The organism is Kluyvera ascorbata ATCC 33433, from assembly GCF_000735365.1.
Taxonomy (GTDB): Bacteria; Pseudomonadota; Gammaproteobacteria; order Enterobacterales; family Enterobacteriaceae; genus Kluyvera; species Kluyvera ascorbata.
This window is the reverse complement of sequence record NZ_JMPL01000096.1, coordinates 1-17,612: the sequence shown is the minus strand read 5'-3', so window position 1 is coordinate 17,612 and position 17,612 is coordinate 1. Positions and strand designations below refer to the sequence as shown.

Genomic DNA, 17,612 nt, shown 5'->3' with positions numbered 1-17,612 from the left:
TAGCCGCCAACCAGGAAGGCGATGGTTTGCGGCACATAGCTCAGGCCTATCACCGTTGGGCTGTAGCCCATCTCATGCAGAATAAACGGCGAACCGGTAAGCCACGCGAAGAAGCTTGCCGAACAAGCGGCGTAGATAAGTACGTTGCCACGATAGTCTTTGCTGCGTAACAGACGCATAAAGGTGAGCTTCTCTTCGCTCGCGGCGTGCTTTTTGTGCGCCGGTTTCAGGCGGAATGCCGGCAGCATCAGAAGCAGCGTGATAATAAACAGCGTGGCGAAAATAGCCTGCCAGTCAAAGTGTGCCAGCAGCCAGCTACCCAGCAGCGGGGCGAGCGCCGGTGATAGCCCAACCAGCGGCATGATGGTGGCGAAAATACGGTTAGTCCGCTGGGCCGGATAGTAATCGGTGACCATGGCCTGCCAGGTTACCGCAGCCGCACAGACGCCAACGGCCTGTACAAAACGCAGCACCAGAAGCGAGGTGCCATCGCGCACCCACAGCATACCAATGCAGCCAATAGCAAAAATGGTTAACCCAGTCAGCAAAATAGGCTTGCGACCATAGCGATCTGACAGCGGTCCCCACAAAAGCTGCGCGACGGCAAAGCCTGCCAGAAACAGGCTGAGGCTCGCACTGACGGCGGAAGCCGGCGTTTGCAGGTCTTCCTGAATGGCGGCAAAAGCGGGGAGGTACATATCGGTGGCCAGAAAGCCTAACACGCTCAATCCCGCGAGCCAGACTAAAAATCCTTTCCCAGGTTGCATAAACTTCGCCCTTTTTATCATGAGTAAACAATGCCGCTGAGTGTAGAGAGTGCATAACGGCTTGTGAAACGCTAATATTTGCGCCATGGATTCAAAAAATTTGAAGGCAAAAAATGTGGTCTGAATATTCTCTGGAAGTCGTTGATGCGGTGGCGCGCAACGGCAGCTTTAGCGCCGCGGCGCAGGAACTGCACCGTGTGCCTTCTGCGGTGAGCTACACGGTACGCCAGCTAGAGGAGTGGCTCGCCGTGCCGCTGTTCGAACGTCGTCATCGCGACGTAGAACTGACCCCGGCGGGGGCGTGGTTTTTGAAAGAGGGACGTTCTGTTATCAAAAAAATGCAGATCACCCGTCAGCAGTGCCAGCAAATTGCTAACGGCTGGCGAGGGCAGCTGGCGATTGCCGTCGATAATATCGTTAAGCCCCAGCGAACTCGCCAGCTGATCGTCGATTTCTATCGTCATTTCAGCGATGTGGAGCTGATTGTTTACCAGGAGGTATTCAACGGCGTCTGGGATGCGCTGGCGGACGGTCGTGTGGAACTGGCGATTGGCGCAACCCAGGCGATTCCGGTCGGTGGCCGTTTCGCTTTCCGTGATATGGGGATGCTCAACTGGCATTGTGTGGTCGCCAGTACGCACCCGTTGGCTCGCATGGACGGTCCACTTAGCGACGAGGTGTTGCGCAACTGGCCGTCGCTGGTGCGTGAAGATACGTCGCGATCACTGCCGAAGCGTACGACCTGGCTGCTCGATAACCAAAAACGCGTGGTCGTGCCGGATTGGGCTTCAGCGGAAACCTGTATCTCGGCGGGGCTTTGTGCGGCAATGGTGCCAGGACATCAGGCGCAGCCGTGGCTGGAAAGTGGAGAGTGGGTCGTGTTACAGCTTGAGAACCCGTTCCCGGATGCCGCCTGTTGTCTGACGTGGCAGCAAAGCGAAGCGTCGCCAGCTCTGAACTGGTTGCTGGAATATCTGGGGGATAGCGAAACGTTAAATGAAGAGTGGTTGCGGACACCCGAATAGGGTGTCCGCGGGTCATGCTTAGCGGCGATAGTCGCGGAACGGACCGTCGGCCACGGAACGACGTTCGATCAGGCGCGGATGCACCTCAATCGATTGAGATGTCTCGCGCTTGCTGACGATGCGATCCATCAGCATATTGAAGGCCGTTTCGCCGAGTGAATCTTTCGGTTGATGAATGGTGGTCAGCGCTGGGGTGAAGAAACGTGAGTTGCGCACGTTATCATAGCCAATCAGCGAAATATCCTGCGGCACGCGCAGCCCCATCTCATCTGCCGCACATAGGGCACCCATCGCCATAATGTCGCCGCCGCAGAAGATAGCGGTAGGGCGCGGATGCTGTGACAGAATTTGTTGCATGGCGCGATAACCTGACTCTGGCTCAAAGTCACCCTGCACAATCCAGTTGGCTGGCACGTTAATTTGCGCTTCTTCCATGGCTTTCATAAAGCCTGCAAGACGGCCTGCGCCGGTGTTACGCTCCAGAGGGCCTGGGATCACGCCGATATCGCGGTGTCCGCGCTCAATCAGGTAACGGCCCGCGGTGTAACCACCTTCAAAGGCGTTATCAATAACGGAGTCGGTAAAGTCTGCTTTGGCTTCGCCCCAGTCCATGACGACCATCGGGATGTGACGGTACTCTTCCAGCATCGACAGCAGCGACTCTGGGTACTCAGAACACATGACCAGCAGCCCATCGACGCGCTTTTGCGCCATCATTGACAGGTAGGCGCGCTGCTTTTCCAGGTTGTTCCAGGCGTTACCCAGAATCAGGGTATAGCCTTTCTCAAAGCAGTTTTTCTCAACGGCTTCGATAATTTCGGCAAAGTAGGCCGCTTCGCTGCTGGTCGCCAGTAAACCAATCGATTTGGTATGGTTAACCTTGAGGCTACGGGCAACGGCGCTTGGCGAGTAGTGCAGCTCTTTGATCGCCGCCCAGACGGCTTCACGCGTCTCTTCAGCAACAAAACGCGTTTTGTTAATTACATGTGATACGGTTGTAGTGGAAACGTTTGCGCGCTTCGCTACATCTTTAATAGTTGCCATTCCATTTCACTCCAGACCCTGGCCTGCCCCTGATAAAATCGAAAGGAAAACGTTTGCCTTCACACACCCTGACGCAATTTTATGGATTGCGATTCGCCGGGAAAACGATACAGGACGACAGGAGGGGGTCAATGGCCGGTACGCTTATAAATAAGCGTCGAATTCTGACTTATCCTGGCGCAAAGTGGAAGAGCAAAAAACAACATCCTGCTAAAACTGTGAAGATTTTTGCGCAATACTGTGCAAAAATGAGTTAGCTCAGTTTTGCTGTGGAAATAAAAAGGAGAAAAAATTGATGAGTACCGAACTTAAGCTGTCGCTCTCTACCACCGTTATTACGCTGGCGCTGATCGTCGCTGCCGCGTTGACTGCCGTTCTGCATTAATTCCTCTGCGGGGGAGCGTCCGCTCCCTCCTGTCTGATTGTTACCGAATTCGCAATAATCTTTTGCAGTTTTGTACACTTCTGTTTTTCTGTGATTAATGTCATGCTTTTGCATTATGTCCTTATGCCGCGTCTGTTGTGCGGCCACTCGGAGCTTGAGCATGAAAATTAACTTCCCCTTACTGGCGTTAGCCGTCGGTGCCTTTGGTATCGGCACCACCGAGTTCTCGCCGATGGGGCTTCTGCCGGTCATCGCCAAAGGGGTGGACGTTTCCATTCCTGCCGCCGGGATGCTGATCAGTGCCTATGCGGTCGGCGTTATGGTCGGTGCGCCGTTGATGACGCTGCTGCTTTCGCATCGCGCTCGCCGAAATGCGCTGATTTTCTTAATGGCGATTTTTACTCTCGGCAACGTGCTTTCTGCCATCGCGCCGGGTTACACCACGCTGCTGTTGTCGCGCATTATTACCAGCCTTAATCACGGCGCGTTCTTTGGCCTGGGTTCGGTGGTGGCGGCGAGCGTCGTGCCGAAGCACAAACAGGCGAGCGCAGTAGCCTCTATGTTTATGGGGCTGACTATCGCGAATATCGGTGGTGTACCTGCCGCGACGTGGCTGGGTGAAACCATCGGCTGGCGTATGTCGTTCCTGGCCACCGCCGGGCTTGGCGTTATCGCGATTCTGGGGCTGTGGTTCTCGCTGCCGAAGGGCGGGGCAGGCGAAAGACCGGACGTGAAGCGTGAACTGTCGGTGCTGGTGCGTCCACAGGTGCTTTCAGCCCTGTTAACCACCGTGCTGGGCGCGGGCGCGATGTTTACACTCTATACCTATATTTCGCCGGTGCTGCGCACCATCACTCACGCAACTCCTGGCTTTATTACCCTGATGCTGGTGTTGATTGGCGTGGGTTTTTCTATCGGTAACTTCCTCGGCGGTAAATTTGCAGACCGTTCGGTGAGCGGGACGCTGAAAGGTTTTCTGGGGCTGCTGATGGTCATAATGCTGGCCATACCTTTCCTTGCGCAAACGCAGGTAGGCGCGGCGTTCAGTATGGTGGTCTGGGGTGCGGCAACCTTCGCGGTGGTGCCACCGTTGCAAATGCGCGTGATGCGCGTGGCTCACGAAGCGCCTGGCCTTTCTTCCTCGGTGAATATCGGGGCGTTCAACCTGGGGAATGCACTGGGTGCGGTTGCGGGTGGGGCGGTTATTTCCGGTGGTCTGGGATATGGCTTTGTGCCGGTCATGGGGGCGATAGTGGCAGCCCTGGCCTTGTTGGTGGTTTTTCTGAGCGGACGTTCGCGTGGTGAAGAAGCACTGGCTCGTCAGTAAAAACAAAAACGCAGAAGGTCTCCCTTCTGCGTGATACGAGATAACCCGGCGAAGCGTTGCGATGCCGGGTTATTTTTTGCTTACGCTGCCAGATTCTTAGCAACGAATTCCCAGTTAACCAGAGCCCAGAAGTGCTCCAGATAGTTTGGACGCGCGTTGCGGTAATCGATGTAGTAAGCGTGTTCCCACACGTCAACGGTCAGCAGCGGCGTCGCGTCGGTGGTCAGCGGAGTCGCTGCGTTAGACGTAGAGACGATAGCCAGGGAGCCGTCAGCTTTCTTCACAAGCCAGGTCCAGCCAGCGCCGAAGTTTTTAACCGCGGCATCGGTGAACTGCGCTTTGAATTCAGCGAAGCTGCCGAAGGATTTGGTAATGGCTTCAGCGACTGCACCGGTTGGTTCGCCACCGGCGTTTGGTGCCAGGCAGTTCCAGTAGAAGGTGTGGTTCCAGACCTGTGCAGCGTTGTTGAACACGCCGCCTTCAGATGAACGCACGATCTCTTCCAGCGTTTTACCTTCAAACGCGGTGCCTTTGATCAGGTTGTTCAGGTTAGTGACATAGGTCTGGTGGTGTTTGCCATAGTGATACTCGAGCGTTTCCACGGAAATGTGTGGAACCAGAGCGTCTTTGGCATACGGTAATGCAGGTAATTCGAACGACATTGCTTCTCTCCTTATTATATTTGTACACTCAATAACCATGTACTGAGTAGGGATAGAGTAGCAAATTAAAAGGTGAGATAAAAGATAAGGTTACCCCGTTTATTAACAAACGGGGTAAGTGATTAACGAATTGTCTTAGGGGTAACAACACGGCGTGCGCCGACGTAGTGACGTACCCAATAATCTTCGCTCAGCGAAGTTATCTGGATGTCCTGGCCGGTACGCGGGGACTGAATAAATTTGCCGTTACCGACATACACGCCCACGTGATCGGCGGTGCCGCGGCCCTGAGTGCGGAAGAAGACCAGATCGCCACTTTCCAGCTCACCACGTTCAACCGGACGCGCATCGCGCAGGTGATACATTTCGTTGGCAGTGCGTGGAATACGGATGTTGACCAGATCTTTGTAAGCGTAATAGACCAGACCGCTGCAATCAAAACCGGTACGCGGAGAGTTGCCACCCCAGCGGTACGGTTTCCCTAACTGACCCATCAGCTTATTCATTGCGGTCTTCTGTACTTTCTGAACGCGAACTTTGTGCGCGGCGGCAATGGTAGTTGGTTTGGATTCTACAGGGCTGGTGGTGCAGACCTTCTTGTGACCTTTGCGAACCTTGCAGGTCGTAGTGACGCTGGCGGTTTTAACTGCGCTGCTTTTCACGCGGGTTTTAGCGGAGGCGGTTTTTGATTTGCTGGAAACTGGGGCCGCTTTCTTCGCGACGGCTGGCGTGGTTTTCTTCTTAGCGGCAACCGGAGTCGATTTTTTCTTAGCGTTAGATTTATTGTCCGCGTTCTTTTTCTTGCGTTCACTGCTTTTTACAGGGAGCGACTTTTGCGCCGTTGGGGTTTTGGCATGCCCTGTAGCATGCGCCAACGGCGTGAAGGATAACGATGTAAACAGCAATGCACAGAGCGTGAACGACCATTTTTTTATCTGCGCCACTGAACAACCCTCTGAGTAAGATGCAGGCTAAATGTCCTTGCCTGGGTATGGTTTACAAAACCCAACGATTCTAATCCATAAAAACACGAAATGTTAATAGTGTTTTTATAGATAAAACGTTGTTTCGTTAGCAACTGCAAAAAAAAACATCATTTGATACATAATGAGTCAAATAATGAGCAAGCTTTTCATCCACCTGCCGATAAACTCATATTTATAAAGCAACTTACCGTGTCAGACGATAAAATAGTAAAGCGTGAACAAAATGTTATTTTCTGTTCAGGGTCTGAAACGTTACAATGTCAGACTACTGCCGTAAAAAGAAGTTTGAGGAAGCAAGACAATGAGCGAGACAATTGAAAAAATTCAGCGCCAGATCGCTGAAAACCCAATCCTGCTGTACATGAAAGGTTCCCCGAAACTGCCAAGCTGCGGTTTCTCTGCCCAAGCCGTTCAGGCGCTGTCCGCCTGTGGCGAGCGCTTTGCTTACGTCGACATCCTGCAGAATCCGGACATCCGCGCTGAGCTGCCAAAGTATGCAAACTGGCCGACTTTCCCGCAGCTGTGGGTTGATGGTGAGCTGGTTGGCGGCTGTGACATCATTATCGAAATGTACCAGCGCGGCGAACTGCAGCCTCTGATTAAAGAGACCGCAGCCAAATACGCTGAAGAGCCGAAGGCAGAATAATTGCCGGGTTGGTGTCGGCCGGATTAGCGAAGCGCTATCCGGCCATCTGCACCGAATGTGGAAACAAAAAAGCGACCTTCAGGTCGCTTTTTTTATGCTGCTACTCTTCACTCGCTATCGGCAGCGGCCAGCCGCCGAGGCGCTTCCAGCGGTTGACGATTTCGCAGAACAGAATCGCGGTCTGTTCGGTGTCGTACAAGGCCGAGTGTGCCTGACTGCTGTCAAAGTCCATGCCCGCGGCGGCACAGGCTTTTGACAGTACGGTTTGCCCCAGTGCCAACCCGCTAAGTGCTGCGGTGTCGAAGGTGACAAACGGGTGGAACGGATTTCGCTTGAGCGATGCGCGATCGGCCGCGGCCATCATAAAGCTGTGGTCGAAGGTGGCATTATGCGCCACCATAATCGCGCGATTGCAGTCGCTGTCTTTAATACCCTTGCGGACCATCTTGAAGATAGCATGCAGCGCATCGTACTCGCTGACCGCGCCACGCAGGGGGTTGTTTGGATCAATACCATTGAACGCCAGCGCTTCCGGCTCGAGGTTCGCGCCCTCAAAAGGTTCAACGTGGAAATGTAACGTGTTGTCCGGCATCAGCCAGCCTTGCTCATCCATTTTCAACGTAATTGCCGCTATTTCGAGCAGGGCATCCGTTTTGGCATTGAATCCAGCAGTTTCTACATCGATAACCACGGGATAAAACCCACGAAAACGGTCGCATAGACCATTAAGTTGCACATTGTCGGACATCAGAATCTCATCACTTAGAAAAAGTAGCGCGCATTATGGCAAATTTTGCCGCGGCTTGGAAAGGCGGGTAAAAAAACGGGCGCGTTAAGCACCCGTGGAGGAGTTAGTTGCCAAGGCCTTTGCCGGCATCTTTCTCTTCGATCAGTTCGATTTTATAACCGTCCGGATCTTCAACGAAGGCAATCACCGTGGTGCCACCTTTTACCGGACCGGCTTCGCGAGTTACGTTGCCGCCATTGCGACGGATACGCTCGCAGGCTTCAGCCGCGTTATCCACGCTCAGAGCAATGTGGCCGTAGGCGGTGCCCAACTCGTAGTTATCCACGCCCCAGTTGTAGGTCAGCTCAATTACCGCTTCGTCACTTTCTTCGCCATAGCCGACGAAGGCCAGTGAGTATTTGTATTCCGTATTTTCACTGGTGCGCAGCAGCTTCATGCCCAGCACTTTAGTGTAGAAATCAACGGAGCGTTGCAGGTCGCCGACGCGCAGCATGGTATGCAGTAAACGCATGTTATCCCTCGTCCTTACTTATGAATAATCTGGCTAGTATAGCGGCGGAAGCCCGCCGCTATCAATCAACGCGGGATTAAAGCGAAGGGTAGTCGGTGTAACCTTCCGCGCCACCGCCATAGAAGCTTTCCGGGCGCTGCGGGTTCAGCTCGGCTTTATGCTGCAGACGAGCGACCAGGTCCGGGTTGGCGATGTAGTCGCGACCGAAGGCCACGGCATCGATTAACCCTTTCTCAATCAGCGCTTCCGCTTTTTCTGGCGTATAGGCGCCAGCACCGATGATTGGGCCGTGGAAACGCGCGCGGACTTTTTCGCGGAACGCTTCGCTGTAAGGTTGACCACCTGCCCAGTCTGGCTCGGACATGTGCAGATAAGCAATGCCGCGTTTGCCCAGCTCTTCAATTAAGTAGAGCGCATCGGCTTCTTCGTTTGGACCGTTGTCGACGTTCTGGAAGGTGCCAATTGGCGATACGCGGATACCGATACGATCGGCACCCCATTCTTTAATCCCGGCATCAACTACTTCCAGCACCAGGCGTGCGCGGTTTTCGACGCTGCCGCCGTACTGGTCGGTACGATGGTTAGAAGATGGCGACAGGAACTGGTGCAGCAGGTAACCGTGCGCAGAGTGCAGTTCAACCAGGTCAAAACCGGCTTCACGGGCGTTGGCGATAGCCTGACGGAAATCGTTAACGATGCCTGGGATCTCTTCGGTTTCCAGCGCGCGTGGCATAGAGGTATCCACACGAATCGCATGACCGTTCTCATCACGCAGAGAGGTACGGGTATTGGCGCTCAGCGCTGAAGGCGCAACCGGTGCTTCACCGTTTGGCTGCAGGCTGGAGTGGGAAATACGCCCGGTGTGCCACAGTTGAACGGCGATTCGGCCATCTTCAGCGTGAACGCCTGCGGTGATTTTCTGCCACGCCGCAATTTGCTCAGGGCTGTGCAGGCCTGGTGCACCCTGGTAGCCTTTTGCCTGTGCAGAAACCTGAGTCGCTTCGGTGATTATCAAACCGGAGCTTGCGCGTTGGCGATAGTATTCGGCCATCAGCGGGGTAGGGATGTCACCCGGTACAATGCTGCGCAGACGCGTCAGCGGGGCCATAAATACGCGGTTCGGGGCAGTAACCGCACCCACTTTCAGTGGGGTAAACAGTTTTTCTTGCGACATAGTGACTCCTGAGTAGACCGGTCGTCTAGTGATTAACGAAATAAAAACGCCGGGATCAGTCCGGCGCGGCAATCAGATTCCTGACGTGCGTCAGCGCGCTTTCAAGCGGCGTTGAGCTGCGGGCCATTTTCGCCTGCAGATTGGCCCCTAACCACAGCGAGTAGAGCACCTGTGCGGTGGTTTCGGCCTCACCGCTGAATTTAAGGCAGCCTTCACGGCGGCCATTTTCCAGCGCTTGCGCCAGCAGAACCATAATCTGGCTGGCACCTTTATTCATTTCTGTGCGCATATCTTCGGAAAGATCGCACACTTCCGCAGAGAGCTTAACGGTCAGACAACCGCTGATAAGTCCCTGCTGGCAAAACTGGGTGAGCGTATGCTGGTAATAGTCCAGCAGGCGGTCCCGGTAGTTTCCAGCACCTTGGGTAAAGTGCTGTACCAGACGCTGGTGGTAATCGGCAAAATGCCGTTCCAGCATGGCGACGCCAAACGCTTCTTTTGAACGGAAATAGTGATAAAACGATCCCTTCGGCACTTCCGCCGTTTTCAGGAGTTCGCTAAGCCCCATTCCGGTAAACCCCCGGTGCATGCAAAGACGCTCGCCGGTAGCCAGAATGTGTTCACGGGTATCATGTTCAATTGATTTGCTCATGGGAGGCACTGTAATAGACCGATTGGTCTAATGCAAATGAATTTTTGAAAACGAAGGTTTGCCCGCACGATGTGGGAGAAAAGTTGCGCCGCGATGATTAAACGTCTTCAATGAGAGTATGGCGAAGTAAAAGGGGGCTAACGTGGCGGAGCAACTGGAGTTTTTCCCGGTTCAAAGTCCGTGCCGGGGAATTTGTCAGTCGGATGAGCGCGGTTTCTGCCGTGGCTGTTTTCGTAGCCGCGATGAACGCTTTAACTGGCAAAAAATGAGCGATGCGCAAAAACAGGAGGTGCTGCGGCTTTGTCACCAGCGGCTGCTGCGTAAATTACGCGCGGGTAAAGCGCCGAATACTGAAGAACCTCAGCAGCCCTCACTGTTTTAAGCGCCAAACTGGGTATACTCAATTCAAATTATTTGTTGAGGAAGTAGTTATGGTTCAACGTATTACCCTGGCACCGCAGGGGCCAGAATTTTCACGTTTCGTCATGGGCTATTGGCGCTTGATGGAGTGGAATATGACGCCGCGCCAGCTGGTGAGCTTTATTGAAGAGCATCTGGATCTCGGGGTGACAACCGTTGACCACGCTGATATCTACGGCGGCTACGCGTGCGAGGCCGCGTTTGGTGAGGCGCTGAAGTTGGCACCGCATCTGCGCGAAAGAATGGAAATTGTCACCAAGTGCGGTATTGCCACGACGGCGAAACCGGAACATGCCCTTGGGCATTATATTACCGATCGCCATCATATTATTCATAGCGCCGAGCAATCACTGCGCAATTTGTCGACCGACGTGCTGGATCTGTTGCTGATCCATCGCCCGGACCCGCTGATGGATGCCGATGAGGTGGCAGAAGCGTTTTCTGTGCTACATCAGAGCGGCAAAGTGCGCCATTTCGGCGTCTCTAACTTTACCCCTGCGCAGTTTACGCTGCTGCAATCGCGTCTGCCGTTTACTCTTGCCACCAACCAGGTAGAAATCTCACCGGTTCATCAGCCGACGATTCTGGACGGTACGCTGGATCAGCTTCAGCAGCTACGCATTCGCCCGATGGCCTGGTCCTGCCTCGGCGGCGGTCGTCTGTTTAATGACGATGCGTTCCAGCCGCTGCGCGATGAACTGGCGAAGGTGGCGAATGAGCTGAATGCGGGAAGTATTGAACAGGTGGTTTATGCGTGGGTGATGCGCTTGCCGTCCCAACCGCTGCCGCTGATTGGCTCCGGTAAAATCGAGCGAGTTCGCTCGGCCATCGTTGCGCAGTCGCTGGATATGACTCGCCAGCAGTGGTTCCGTATTCGTAAAGCTGCACTGGGTTACGACGTACCGTAACGTCTTAAATGCAGGCGGAAATCCCGCCTGCATCCTTTCACTCAGGCCGTTTTTTCGGTCAGCGTACCGGGAGCCGGTGCCGTTTCTAACTGCGAAAGCGAACAGTATAGCCGCCACAGAATGGAGGCCAGCTCACGTGCTGCCGGTTGATGATGGTGCGCTAGCGTGTCGCAAATGCGCTGTAACTCCTGAAGGGTGGCGGCTAGCGGTCGTTGCTGAACCCCGCGTTCGCTCATAACATCGCGTAGCAGACTGATACACATATCCCGAACCTGGGAGAGCGGGTCGGAACGGGCTTCCCAGGCGCGTAGCTGCCACACGACATGAGAGCAGTTAAGCAGAACAACACCCCAGCGTAGCAACCAGCGGCGGGCGGGTTCATCCTGGCTTGCGCTCAGCTGGCTAACATGATGATAAACCAGCGATTCAAAATCGTGTTCGCTGTTCTCCGGGTGGCGGCTCAACTGGTCAACAAAGTGACGCCGTAACGCACGAATATGACGTCGACTCTTTCGCGCATCTGATCCTGGCGTCAGTACGGCAAACGCCAGCCAGGCAAGGCCAACGCCGATGATTTTGGCCAGGTTATCGTTAAGAAAATCACCAAAGCTGTAGACCGGCGGATTCGTGACCGCGATAAACGACCCCATAAAGACAATAAGCGAACCCCAAAGCCTCGCCTGTTTCGGCATTTGCAGCTTGAGCAACTGCATGGTGAGCAGCAGAGGGAAGAGGAACAGCATGAACTGCCAGAGGTCGCTGATTTGCACCATCAGGCCAAATTTCACGCCAAAGCTGAAAATAGACAGCAGAATAAGCGTGCGCATCAGCAGCGTCAGCGAGCTGAACGGTGACGGAACGTTGGAATAGAGCACGCAGCAGATGGCCGCAAGGGTTAAAGCTGCCGCGCCCGATTCCCATTGCGTGCTGATGCTTAGCGCACCGACGCTGACCAGCGCAAAGAAAGTACGAATACCGCTCCATGCCGCTTCGGCGTGGTCGGTGTGGCGCATCAAGGCCGGAGCGGCTGGCACGGTAAATTCCGTTACCGCTGTGGCGTTTTCCAGCCGCTGTAGCCAGTGGCTGGTGGTGAGGTAGAGACGGCAGAAATAGCGTAAACGGTGCCAGAACGCGTGGTGGCGATAGTCCTGCGGGTCGCTCGGCGCCAGCGGGGCGATAATCCGTGCTACGGTGTAGGCATCACAGTCGGGTTTTGCCAGTGCTTGCAATAGCGTTTCCAGCACCGGGCGAATGGTTTGCGGCGCATCCGGCCAGTTCAGCATCAGGCGACGGAGGCTTGAGATAACGCTGGTTAAACGCAGCTGTTGATGGAGCAAATAGTTAAGCAGCGTGTTTTGTCGACGCAGGCGATAGTGACTCCAGAACGCCTGAATACGCAGCAGGTTCATGGTCAGGATCTGGCTAATAACGCTTTGGTGTGCGGTGCGGATAGCGTCGGTCGTGACCGGCTGCCACAGCAGACTGGCGTGCTCCAGCAATCGCGCATGCATATTTTTGAGCGCCGTCAGCAGGGCGCTGCCGTCGGAGGTACTGGGCAGGATCATCATCATCAGACCACCGCACAGAATACCGACAATCACCTCGCATACGCGCGCCTGCGCTATCTCCCACAGTTTGGTGGCATCGACCACATTAATAATAGGAAAGGCAATGATGGCGCAGGTATAGCCGGCAAGCTGGAAAGCATAGGCGACGTTGTTGGTATACATCGCGCATGCCCAGGTACAAAACGCCAGCCAGCCAGACATAGCAAAGAGAAATAACCAGGGGTCAGTCAGGGTGTGGCCGGCAATCAGCAGCGCGGCGCAGGCACCGAGCATACTGCCGGCAATACGTCCCAGGCTCTTACTGATAACGCCACCGACGGTCGGGAAACTGACCACGGCGGCGGAGGTCATTGCCCAGTAGGGTTCATCCAGATTTAACCAGTAAGCAATGTTTAACGCCAGGCACATGGCGATGGCATTACGCATGGCATAGCGCCACTGCGGTACGGTGGCTTTAACCCAAGGCAGTGACTTCCATGTCAAGGCGGGTAGGGTCATTGCTTCCCGCCCGTGATAGAGACGGTGCAGGTGGTGCCTGCAACCAGCACGGTATCCGCAGGCAGCGCGTCTAATTCAATACGAACCGGTACGCGCTGGGCGAGGCGCACCCACGGAATAGTAGGCTTGATGTCGGCAACCAGCTTACCGTCCGTTGCCAGGCTTTGGTCATGGATGGCGCGACCGATGCTGGAAACGTGACCCTGTAACTTTCCGTCATCGCTGTACAGCACAACATCCGCACGGTCTCCTTCACGAATATGGCGCAGCTTCGTCTCTTCAAAATAACCAACGACATAGAAGGAGTGGCTATCGATCAGCGCAAAGACGGGATGCCCGACCGTTGCGTAGTTGCCAATACGGGTCGTCAGATTGGTTATCCAACCGTCTACCGGGGCCTTGACCGTCGTTTGCGCAAGCTGCCAGCGCGCGTGTTCCAGTTCTGCTTTTGCCGCATCAAAATTAGCCTGTGCGACTTTCAATGCGATATTGACGGTGTCGAGGTCTTCGGCAGAGATAAAATTCTGCGATAACCCGCGGCGGCGTTCAACTTCATGGCTCGCGCGGGAGAGGTCGGACTGGGCTTTAGCGAGCTTCGCCTGGGCGTTCATCACGGCGATTTTCCATGGCGTCGGGTCTATCTGGAACAGTTCATCACCCGCTTTGACAAACTGGTTGTCCTTCACGTTAAGCGTGAGGATGCTACCGGAGACCTGCGGGGTAATATCGACCTGTTCAGCACGAATTTTGCCATCGCGCGTCCATGGCGACTGCATGTAGTAGTTCCAGACCAGCCAGCAGGCAATGATAGCCAGGGCAGCGATGAGCAGCGTAGAGAAATACTTTAATTTTTTCATTGGATTACATCACCACCAAACCAGAACCATCAGCGCAGCACAGACCATTAGCGCAAAGAGAGAAAGATCCATTAACAGCGGATGCCAGATGTCACCGGCATACATCCAATCGCGCAATAAACGGTGAATAATGAGCCAAAACAGGAAGCCGAGCAGCACGGCTTTAAATACAGGAGGAAAATAAATAGAAGCACCGACCACAAGGTCTTGTAGCGGGACTCCGGGGATGTGGAAAATCGACTTCACAAGCAGAAATCCTTTGCAATTGAAGAGTTATGGCTCGATAGTGTGTCGTGTTTTGACATAAAATCACATTATTTGAAACAGTGTAACTCAAGGATCTGGTTTGCGTGCACGTGGCAATTCATTTGTTTTGCTAATTTAAATACTGCACACTATTCTAAAATCAGTATAATAACTTAGCAAGCTAATTATAAGGAGATGAAATTGGAATCGCCATTAGGTTCTGATCTGGCACGGTTGGTGCGCATTTGGCGTGCTCTGATTGACCATCGCCTCAAACCTCTGGAACTCACGCAGACTCACTGGGTCACGCTGCATAATATTCATCAGCTACCGCCCGAACAGTCGCAAATCCAACTGGCTAAAGCGATCGGCATTGAGCAGCCATCTTTAGTTCGTACGCTCGATCAACTGGAAGAGAAAGGGCTTATTTCTCGCCAGACCTGTGCGAACGACCGTCGTGCTAAACGCATTAAGTTAACTGAGAAAGCGGAGCCGCTGATCCAGGAGATGGAAGCGGTGATTAGCCACACGCGCGGTGATATCCTGGCAGGGATTTCTGCTGAAGAGCTGGAGATGTTGACCATGCTCATCCGCAAACTCGAGCAGAATATCAACGAGCTACAATCCCGCGATTGACACTCAAAAAACCCGCGAACTTCGCGGGTTTTTCAATTATTCGACTGATTCCCAGACGACGACCCGGTTTCTTCCCGCGGCTTTTGCGCGATACATCGCTTCATCCGCACGTCTTACGCACTCCTCAACCGGCACCGAAAGATCGATGGCGGTAAATACTCCCATACTGATAGTAATGGACTCCGGCAATTGGGCATTACTGCTGTGTATATCATGCTGGCTGATAGCGATACGAATACGTTCCGCAATGGAGTGTGCGACTTCTGGCGTGGTGTTGACCAGCAACAGGGCAAACTCCTCGCCACCTATACGGGCGGCAACGTCATTTTGCCGCACTGAATCCTGAAGGACTTTTGCCACGAATTGAATCACTTTATCACCCTGCAGGTGGCCGTATTTATCGTTGATACGTTTGAAGTAGTCCAGATCGCTGACAATGACCGACACTGGATGCCCATCGGCAATGGTAGGCCGCAGTGCGGTAAAGGAGTCGTAGAAGTAGCTGCGGTTGTAAAGCCGGGTTAATGGATCGCGGATGGAGTTTTGGTACGAGTTCTGATACTTCACATTGGATTGGCGATAGAGCGTGAAGACATCGCAAAAAAGGACAAAGATCAGGAACAGCGTTGAGATGGTCTCAAACAGCCGAGCCTGATACCAACTGTAGCTGGCCGTATCCTGCCCGGTCATTAGCACAAACATGGTAAAAATATAGCAGGCGCAGAAGAAGGCTCCGCTATACCAGAAAATATTGCGCAACTGTGTGACCAGCAAAATACTCAATAAGGTAATAACCCAAATGCCAATTAATATCCAACTAATGACATCTTTCCATATGTTTGTATATTTAAACGTTAAGTTGTCAATGAAATTGACGCTCAGTAATTGATTGTTACTGGAATATAACCAAGCAAACTCTATTATAATGACGCAAAATATAATTATCCCACCAAGAATGAAAGCGTGAATTTTACGAGTATGCATGTCTCGTAATTTAAACATATAAAGAATGACAGAACTCATAAAAAGCACTGCCATTAAAATGTTGCGAAATACGTAAAAAATAAGCGCGTCATTATAATTCGTATTAGTGACACCGCCGCAGAGAAACCAATCGGGATAGCTCTTCAGCGTGCCCAGCATCAGCAGTGCGGAGCTGGCGAACGCGCAAGCGATGGGCATGAGGTAAAGCCGGCGTTTATCGCACAAATACTTCATGATCATGAATACGGCGATCATCGTATGGAAAACCATCAGGAACATGGTCAATGTCGGAAACAATATCGGCGCAATAGCGGGGGCGTGGCTAATAATGGCGTTCGAAAAATGGTTCAGGACAAGTGTCCCAATCAGGGTGATGGTCAGATAAATCAAAAAACGCTGTAGAGGGAATTTTATCAGCATATATACATCCTGTGTACGCAACGCGTGGTATGCGCCGGGCATCCGGCCCTTTATGCGGGAAGTATAATAGATAAAGTGTCAGGAAATATTGTCCGTGCGCAAATAATACATAAGCTAAATGATTTTCATGCATTCATGTTATGAATAAATTTGGTGGGAAAGGTAATAATGTGAAGCTCACCGGGGCGGTGAAAGGTACGCGGCCAAGCGGCCACGTACCCAGAGTGGGGTTTAACGCGGAGAAACGGTAACCTGGCTGCCGTTGCTCGCCATAACAACGCGCTGGCCAGCGGAGAAGCGGGTATCACCCTGTTTCTGCACAACCATGATCGTGTTGCCGTCATCTTTACGAATTTCCAGTTCAACGCCCTGGGTTTTGTTCATCGCACCCTGAACGCCCTGGCCAGCTACGCCACCGGCAACGGCACCCGCTGCGGTTGCCAGAGAACGACCGGTACCACCACCAACGGTATTACCCAGGAAACCACCCAGAACTGCACCGCCGATTGCACCAATCACGTTGTTTTCGTCGCCGCCCTGAATTTGCACAGGACGTACGTGGACGATGGTACCGTAGGTCACGTTCTGGACCTGTTTCGCTTCGGATGCAGAGTAAACATCGCCTGACAGGCCACTGTTACTGACACACCCAGCCAGGGATAAACCAATCATTGAAACAGCCAATACGCGTAACATCATTTTTGAATCTCCAGTTCAATAAGAATTGCTCTTAAGAGCATCCGTACTAAGCAATTATATGGTATTTGATTCGAGCGGTCATATATTCCGCATTCAATAATAAAAAGAATAATCCATCATGGCTTAACCAACGTTAAACGCAAGGAAAAATCTCACTTCATCACACTGAGAAGGGCGAATGTCGTATATTGTTAAAAAGTATTATTAGTTAATAGCATTGAGTGTCACTTTATGATGGAGTGTTGACTTTACATAGATGACTAAGGATGTCATATGAAATCCGGGCGATATATTGGCGTGATGTCAGGAACCAGCCTCGATGGCGTAGATGTGGTTCTGGCGGCGATTGACGAAAGCAGGGTTGCCCAGCTTGCCAGCCTCACATGGCCCATTCCTGTTGTGCTTAAAGAGGCGGTTCTTGACTATCCTGTCAGGGCAGCCATTGACGC

21 protein-coding genes are annotated in these 17,612 nt (G+C 53.1%); 8 read left to right on the top strand and 13 right to left on the bottom strand.

Annotation, left to right across the window (positions count from 1 at the left end; genetic code table 11):
* Window positions 1-767: purine nucleoside transporter PunC (gene punC / locus GKAS_RS18110; protein WP_035896306.1), on the bottom strand; the 767-nt coding region annotated here is incomplete at its 3' end.
* 113 nt (window positions 768-880) lie between these two features.
* Here punC and punR point away from each other — a divergent pair.
* Window positions 881-1,792: a DNA-binding transcriptional activator PunR gene (punR, locus tag GKAS_RS18105; protein WP_035896305.1), complete on the top strand. Its 912-nt coding sequence runs from the start codon at window positions 881-883 to the stop codon at window positions 1,790-1,792.
* Window positions 1,793-1,810: 18 nt separating this feature from the next.
* Here punR and purR read toward each other — a convergent pair whose 3' ends face one another.
* Window positions 1,811-2,836 carry an HTH-type transcriptional repressor PurR gene (purR, locus tag GKAS_RS18100; protein ID WP_035896304.1) on the bottom strand — a complete coding sequence of 342 codons (1,026 nt, stop codon included), beginning with the start codon at window positions 2,834-2,836 and terminating at the stop codon, window positions 1,811-1,813.
* Between the two features lie 295 nt (window positions 2,837-3,131).
* Here purR and cydH point away from each other — a divergent pair, with 295 nt between their 5' ends.
* On the top strand, window positions 3,132-3,221 hold the full coding sequence (cydH, locus tag GKAS_RS24925; RefSeq protein ID WP_115074450.1) for a cytochrome bd-I oxidase subunit CydH: 90 nt from the start codon (window positions 3,132-3,134) through the stop codon (window positions 3,219-3,221).
* Window positions 3,222-3,381: 160 nt separating this feature from the next.
* On the top strand, window positions 3,382-4,548 hold the full coding sequence (locus GKAS_RS18090; RefSeq protein WP_035896302.1) for an MFS transporter: 1,167 nt from the start codon (window positions 3,382-3,384) through the stop codon (window positions 4,546-4,548).
* A gap of 80 nt (window positions 4,549-4,628) precedes the next feature.
* On the opposite strand, the gene sodB is transcribed toward GKAS_RS18090, so the two are convergent.
* Complete coding sequence (sodB, locus tag GKAS_RS18085) at window positions 4,629-5,210, bottom strand: superoxide dismutase [Fe] (RefSeq protein WP_035896301.1); 582 nt, start codon at window positions 5,208-5,210, stop codon at window positions 4,629-4,631.
* Between the two features lie 122 nt (window positions 5,211-5,332).
* Window positions 5,333-6,154 (bottom strand): C40 family peptidase, encoded by an 822-nt coding sequence (locus GKAS_RS18080; RefSeq protein WP_035896300.1) that lies wholly within the window; start codon window positions 6,152-6,154, stop codon window positions 5,333-5,335.
* Between the two features lie 343 nt (window positions 6,155-6,497).
* On the opposite strand from GKAS_RS18080, the gene GKAS_RS18075 reads away from it, so the two are divergent.
* Window positions 6,498-6,842: a Grx4 family monothiol glutaredoxin gene (locus GKAS_RS18075; RefSeq protein ID WP_035896299.1), complete on the top strand. Its 345-nt coding sequence runs from the start codon at window positions 6,498-6,500 to the stop codon at window positions 6,840-6,842.
* Between the two features lie 100 nt (window positions 6,843-6,942).
* On the opposite strand, the gene rnt is transcribed toward GKAS_RS18075, so the two are convergent.
* The 4 genes from rnt to GKAS_RS18055 form a co-directional block, all read right to left on the bottom strand.
* A complete protein-coding gene (gene rnt / locus GKAS_RS18070) occupies window positions 6,943-7,590 on the bottom strand; it encodes a ribonuclease T (protein ID WP_035896298.1) in 648 nt (215 codons plus the stop codon).
* A gap of 103 nt (window positions 7,591-7,693) precedes the next feature.
* On the bottom strand, window positions 7,694-8,101 hold the full coding sequence (gloA, locus tag GKAS_RS18065; RefSeq protein ID WP_035896297.1) for a lactoylglutathione lyase: 408 nt from the start codon (window positions 8,099-8,101) through the stop codon (window positions 7,694-7,696).
* Window positions 8,102-8,177: 76 nt separating this feature from the next.
* A complete protein-coding gene (nemA, locus tag GKAS_RS18060) occupies window positions 8,178-9,275 on the bottom strand; it encodes an alkene reductase (RefSeq protein WP_035896296.1) in 1,098 nt (365 codons plus the stop codon).
* Between the two features lie 55 nt (window positions 9,276-9,330).
* On the bottom strand, window positions 9,331-9,927 hold the full coding sequence (locus GKAS_RS18055) for a TetR/AcrR family transcriptional regulator (protein ID WP_035896295.1): 597 nt from the start codon (window positions 9,925-9,927) through the stop codon (window positions 9,331-9,333).
* A 142-nt stretch (window positions 9,928-10,069) separates the two neighbouring features.
* Here GKAS_RS18055 and GKAS_RS18050 point away from each other — a divergent pair, with 142 nt between their 5' ends.
* Window positions 10,070-10,309: a DUF1289 domain-containing protein gene (locus GKAS_RS18050; RefSeq protein WP_035896294.1), complete on the top strand. Its 240-nt coding sequence runs from the start codon at window positions 10,070-10,072 to the stop codon at window positions 10,307-10,309.
* Between the two features lie 49 nt (window positions 10,310-10,358).
* Window positions 10,359-11,255 (top strand): aldo/keto reductase, encoded by an 897-nt coding sequence (locus GKAS_RS18045; protein WP_035896293.1) that lies wholly within the window; start codon window positions 10,359-10,361, stop codon window positions 11,253-11,255.
* 41 nt (window positions 11,256-11,296) lie between these two features.
* Here the strand turns inward: GKAS_RS18045 and GKAS_RS18040 are convergent, their stop codons facing one another.
* The 3 genes from GKAS_RS18040 to GKAS_RS18030 are packed head-to-tail and all read right to left on the bottom strand — an operon-like array spanning window position 11,297 to window position 14,424.
* Window positions 11,297-13,321: an FUSC family protein gene (locus GKAS_RS18040; RefSeq protein ID WP_035896292.1), complete on the bottom strand. Its 2,025-nt coding sequence runs from the start codon at window positions 13,319-13,321 to the stop codon at window positions 11,297-11,299.
* The gene (locus tag GKAS_RS18035; protein ID WP_035896291.1) at window positions 13,318-14,178 is read right to left on the bottom strand and encodes an efflux RND transporter periplasmic adaptor subunit; all 861 of its coding nucleotides are present in this window, start codon (window positions 14,176-14,178) and stop codon (window positions 13,318-13,320) included. Before GKAS_RS18035 ends, GKAS_RS18040 begins: the two co-directional genes overlap by 4 nt.
* 9 nt (window positions 14,179-14,187) lie before the next feature.
* Window positions 14,188-14,424, bottom strand: a complete 237-nt coding sequence (locus GKAS_RS18030; RefSeq protein ID WP_035896290.1) for a DUF1656 domain-containing protein — start codon at window positions 14,422-14,424, stop codon at window positions 14,188-14,190.
* A gap of 195 nt (window positions 14,425-14,619) precedes the next feature.
* On the opposite strand from GKAS_RS18030, the gene slyA reads away from it, so the two are divergent.
* Window positions 14,620-15,060 (top strand): transcriptional regulator SlyA, encoded by a 441-nt coding sequence (gene slyA / locus GKAS_RS18025; RefSeq protein WP_035896289.1) that lies wholly within the window; start codon window positions 14,620-14,622, stop codon window positions 15,058-15,060.
* Between the two features lie 36 nt (window positions 15,061-15,096).
* Here slyA and GKAS_RS18020 read toward each other — a convergent pair whose 3' ends face one another.
* Window positions 15,097-16,464, bottom strand: a complete 1,368-nt coding sequence (locus GKAS_RS18020; protein ID WP_035896288.1) for a sensor domain-containing diguanylate cyclase — start codon at window positions 16,462-16,464, stop codon at window positions 15,097-15,099.
* Between the two features lie 231 nt (window positions 16,465-16,695).
* On the bottom strand, window positions 16,696-17,163 hold the full coding sequence (gene slyB / locus GKAS_RS18015; RefSeq protein ID WP_035896287.1) for an outer membrane lipoprotein SlyB: 468 nt from the start codon (window positions 17,161-17,163) through the stop codon (window positions 16,696-16,698).
* 273 nt (window positions 17,164-17,436) lie between these two features.
* Between slyB and GKAS_RS24110 the strand changes: the two genes are divergently transcribed.
* Window positions 17,437-17,612, top strand: a 176-nt coding sequence (locus tag GKAS_RS24110; protein WP_425590905.1) for an anhydro-N-acetylmuramic acid kinase, incomplete at its 3' end; no start/stop codon positions are given.

Coding starts and splice junctions, on each gene's coding strand:
- punR (WP_035896305.1), top strand. CDS start 881: ATGTGGTCTGAATATTCTCTGGAAGTCGTTGATGCGGTGGCGCGCAAC.
- purR (WP_035896304.1), bottom strand. CDS start 2,836: ATGGCAACTATTAAAGATGTAGCGAAGCGCGCAAACGTTTCCACTACA.
- cydH (WP_115074450.1), top strand. CDS start 3,132: ATGAGTACCGAACTTAAGCTGTCGCTCTCTACCACCGTTATTACGCTG.
- GKAS_RS18090 (WP_035896302.1), top strand. CDS start 3,382: ATGAAAATTAACTTCCCCTTACTGGCGTTAGCCGTCGGTGCCTTTGGT.
- sodB (WP_035896301.1), bottom strand. CDS start 5,210: ATGTCGTTCGAATTACCTGCATTACCGTATGCCAAAGACGCTCTGGTT.
- GKAS_RS18075 (WP_035896299.1), top strand. CDS start 6,498: ATGAGCGAGACAATTGAAAAAATTCAGCGCCAGATCGCTGAAAACCCA.
- rnt (WP_035896298.1), bottom strand. CDS start 7,590: ATGTCCGACAATGTGCAACTTAATGGTCTATGCGACCGTTTTCGTGGG.
- gloA (WP_035896297.1), bottom strand. CDS start 8,101: ATGCGTTTACTGCATACCATGCTGCGCGTCGGCGACCTGCAACGCTCC.
- nemA (WP_035896296.1), bottom strand. CDS start 9,275: ATGTCGCAAGAAAAACTGTTTACCCCACTGAAAGTGGGTGCGGTTACT.
- GKAS_RS18055 (WP_035896295.1), bottom strand. CDS start 9,927: ATGAGCAAATCAATTGAACATGATACCCGTGAACACATTCTGGCTACC.
- GKAS_RS18045 (WP_035896293.1), top strand. CDS start 10,359: ATGGTTCAACGTATTACCCTGGCACCGCAGGGGCCAGAATTTTCACGT.
- GKAS_RS18040 (WP_035896292.1), bottom strand. CDS start 13,321: ATGACCCTACCCGCCTTGACATGGAAGTCACTGCCTTGGGTTAAAGCC.
- GKAS_RS18035 (WP_035896291.1), bottom strand. CDS start 14,178: ATGAAAAAATTAAAGTATTTCTCTACGCTGCTCATCGCTGCCCTGGCT.
- slyA (WP_035896289.1), top strand. CDS start 14,620: ATGAAATTGGAATCGCCATTAGGTTCTGATCTGGCACGGTTGGTGCGC.
- GKAS_RS18020 (WP_035896288.1), bottom strand. CDS start 16,464: ATGCTGATAAAATTCCCTCTACAGCGTTTTTTGATTTATCTGACCATC.
- slyB (WP_035896287.1), bottom strand. CDS start 17,163: ATGATGTTACGCGTATTGGCTGTTTCAATGATTGGTTTATCCCTGGCT.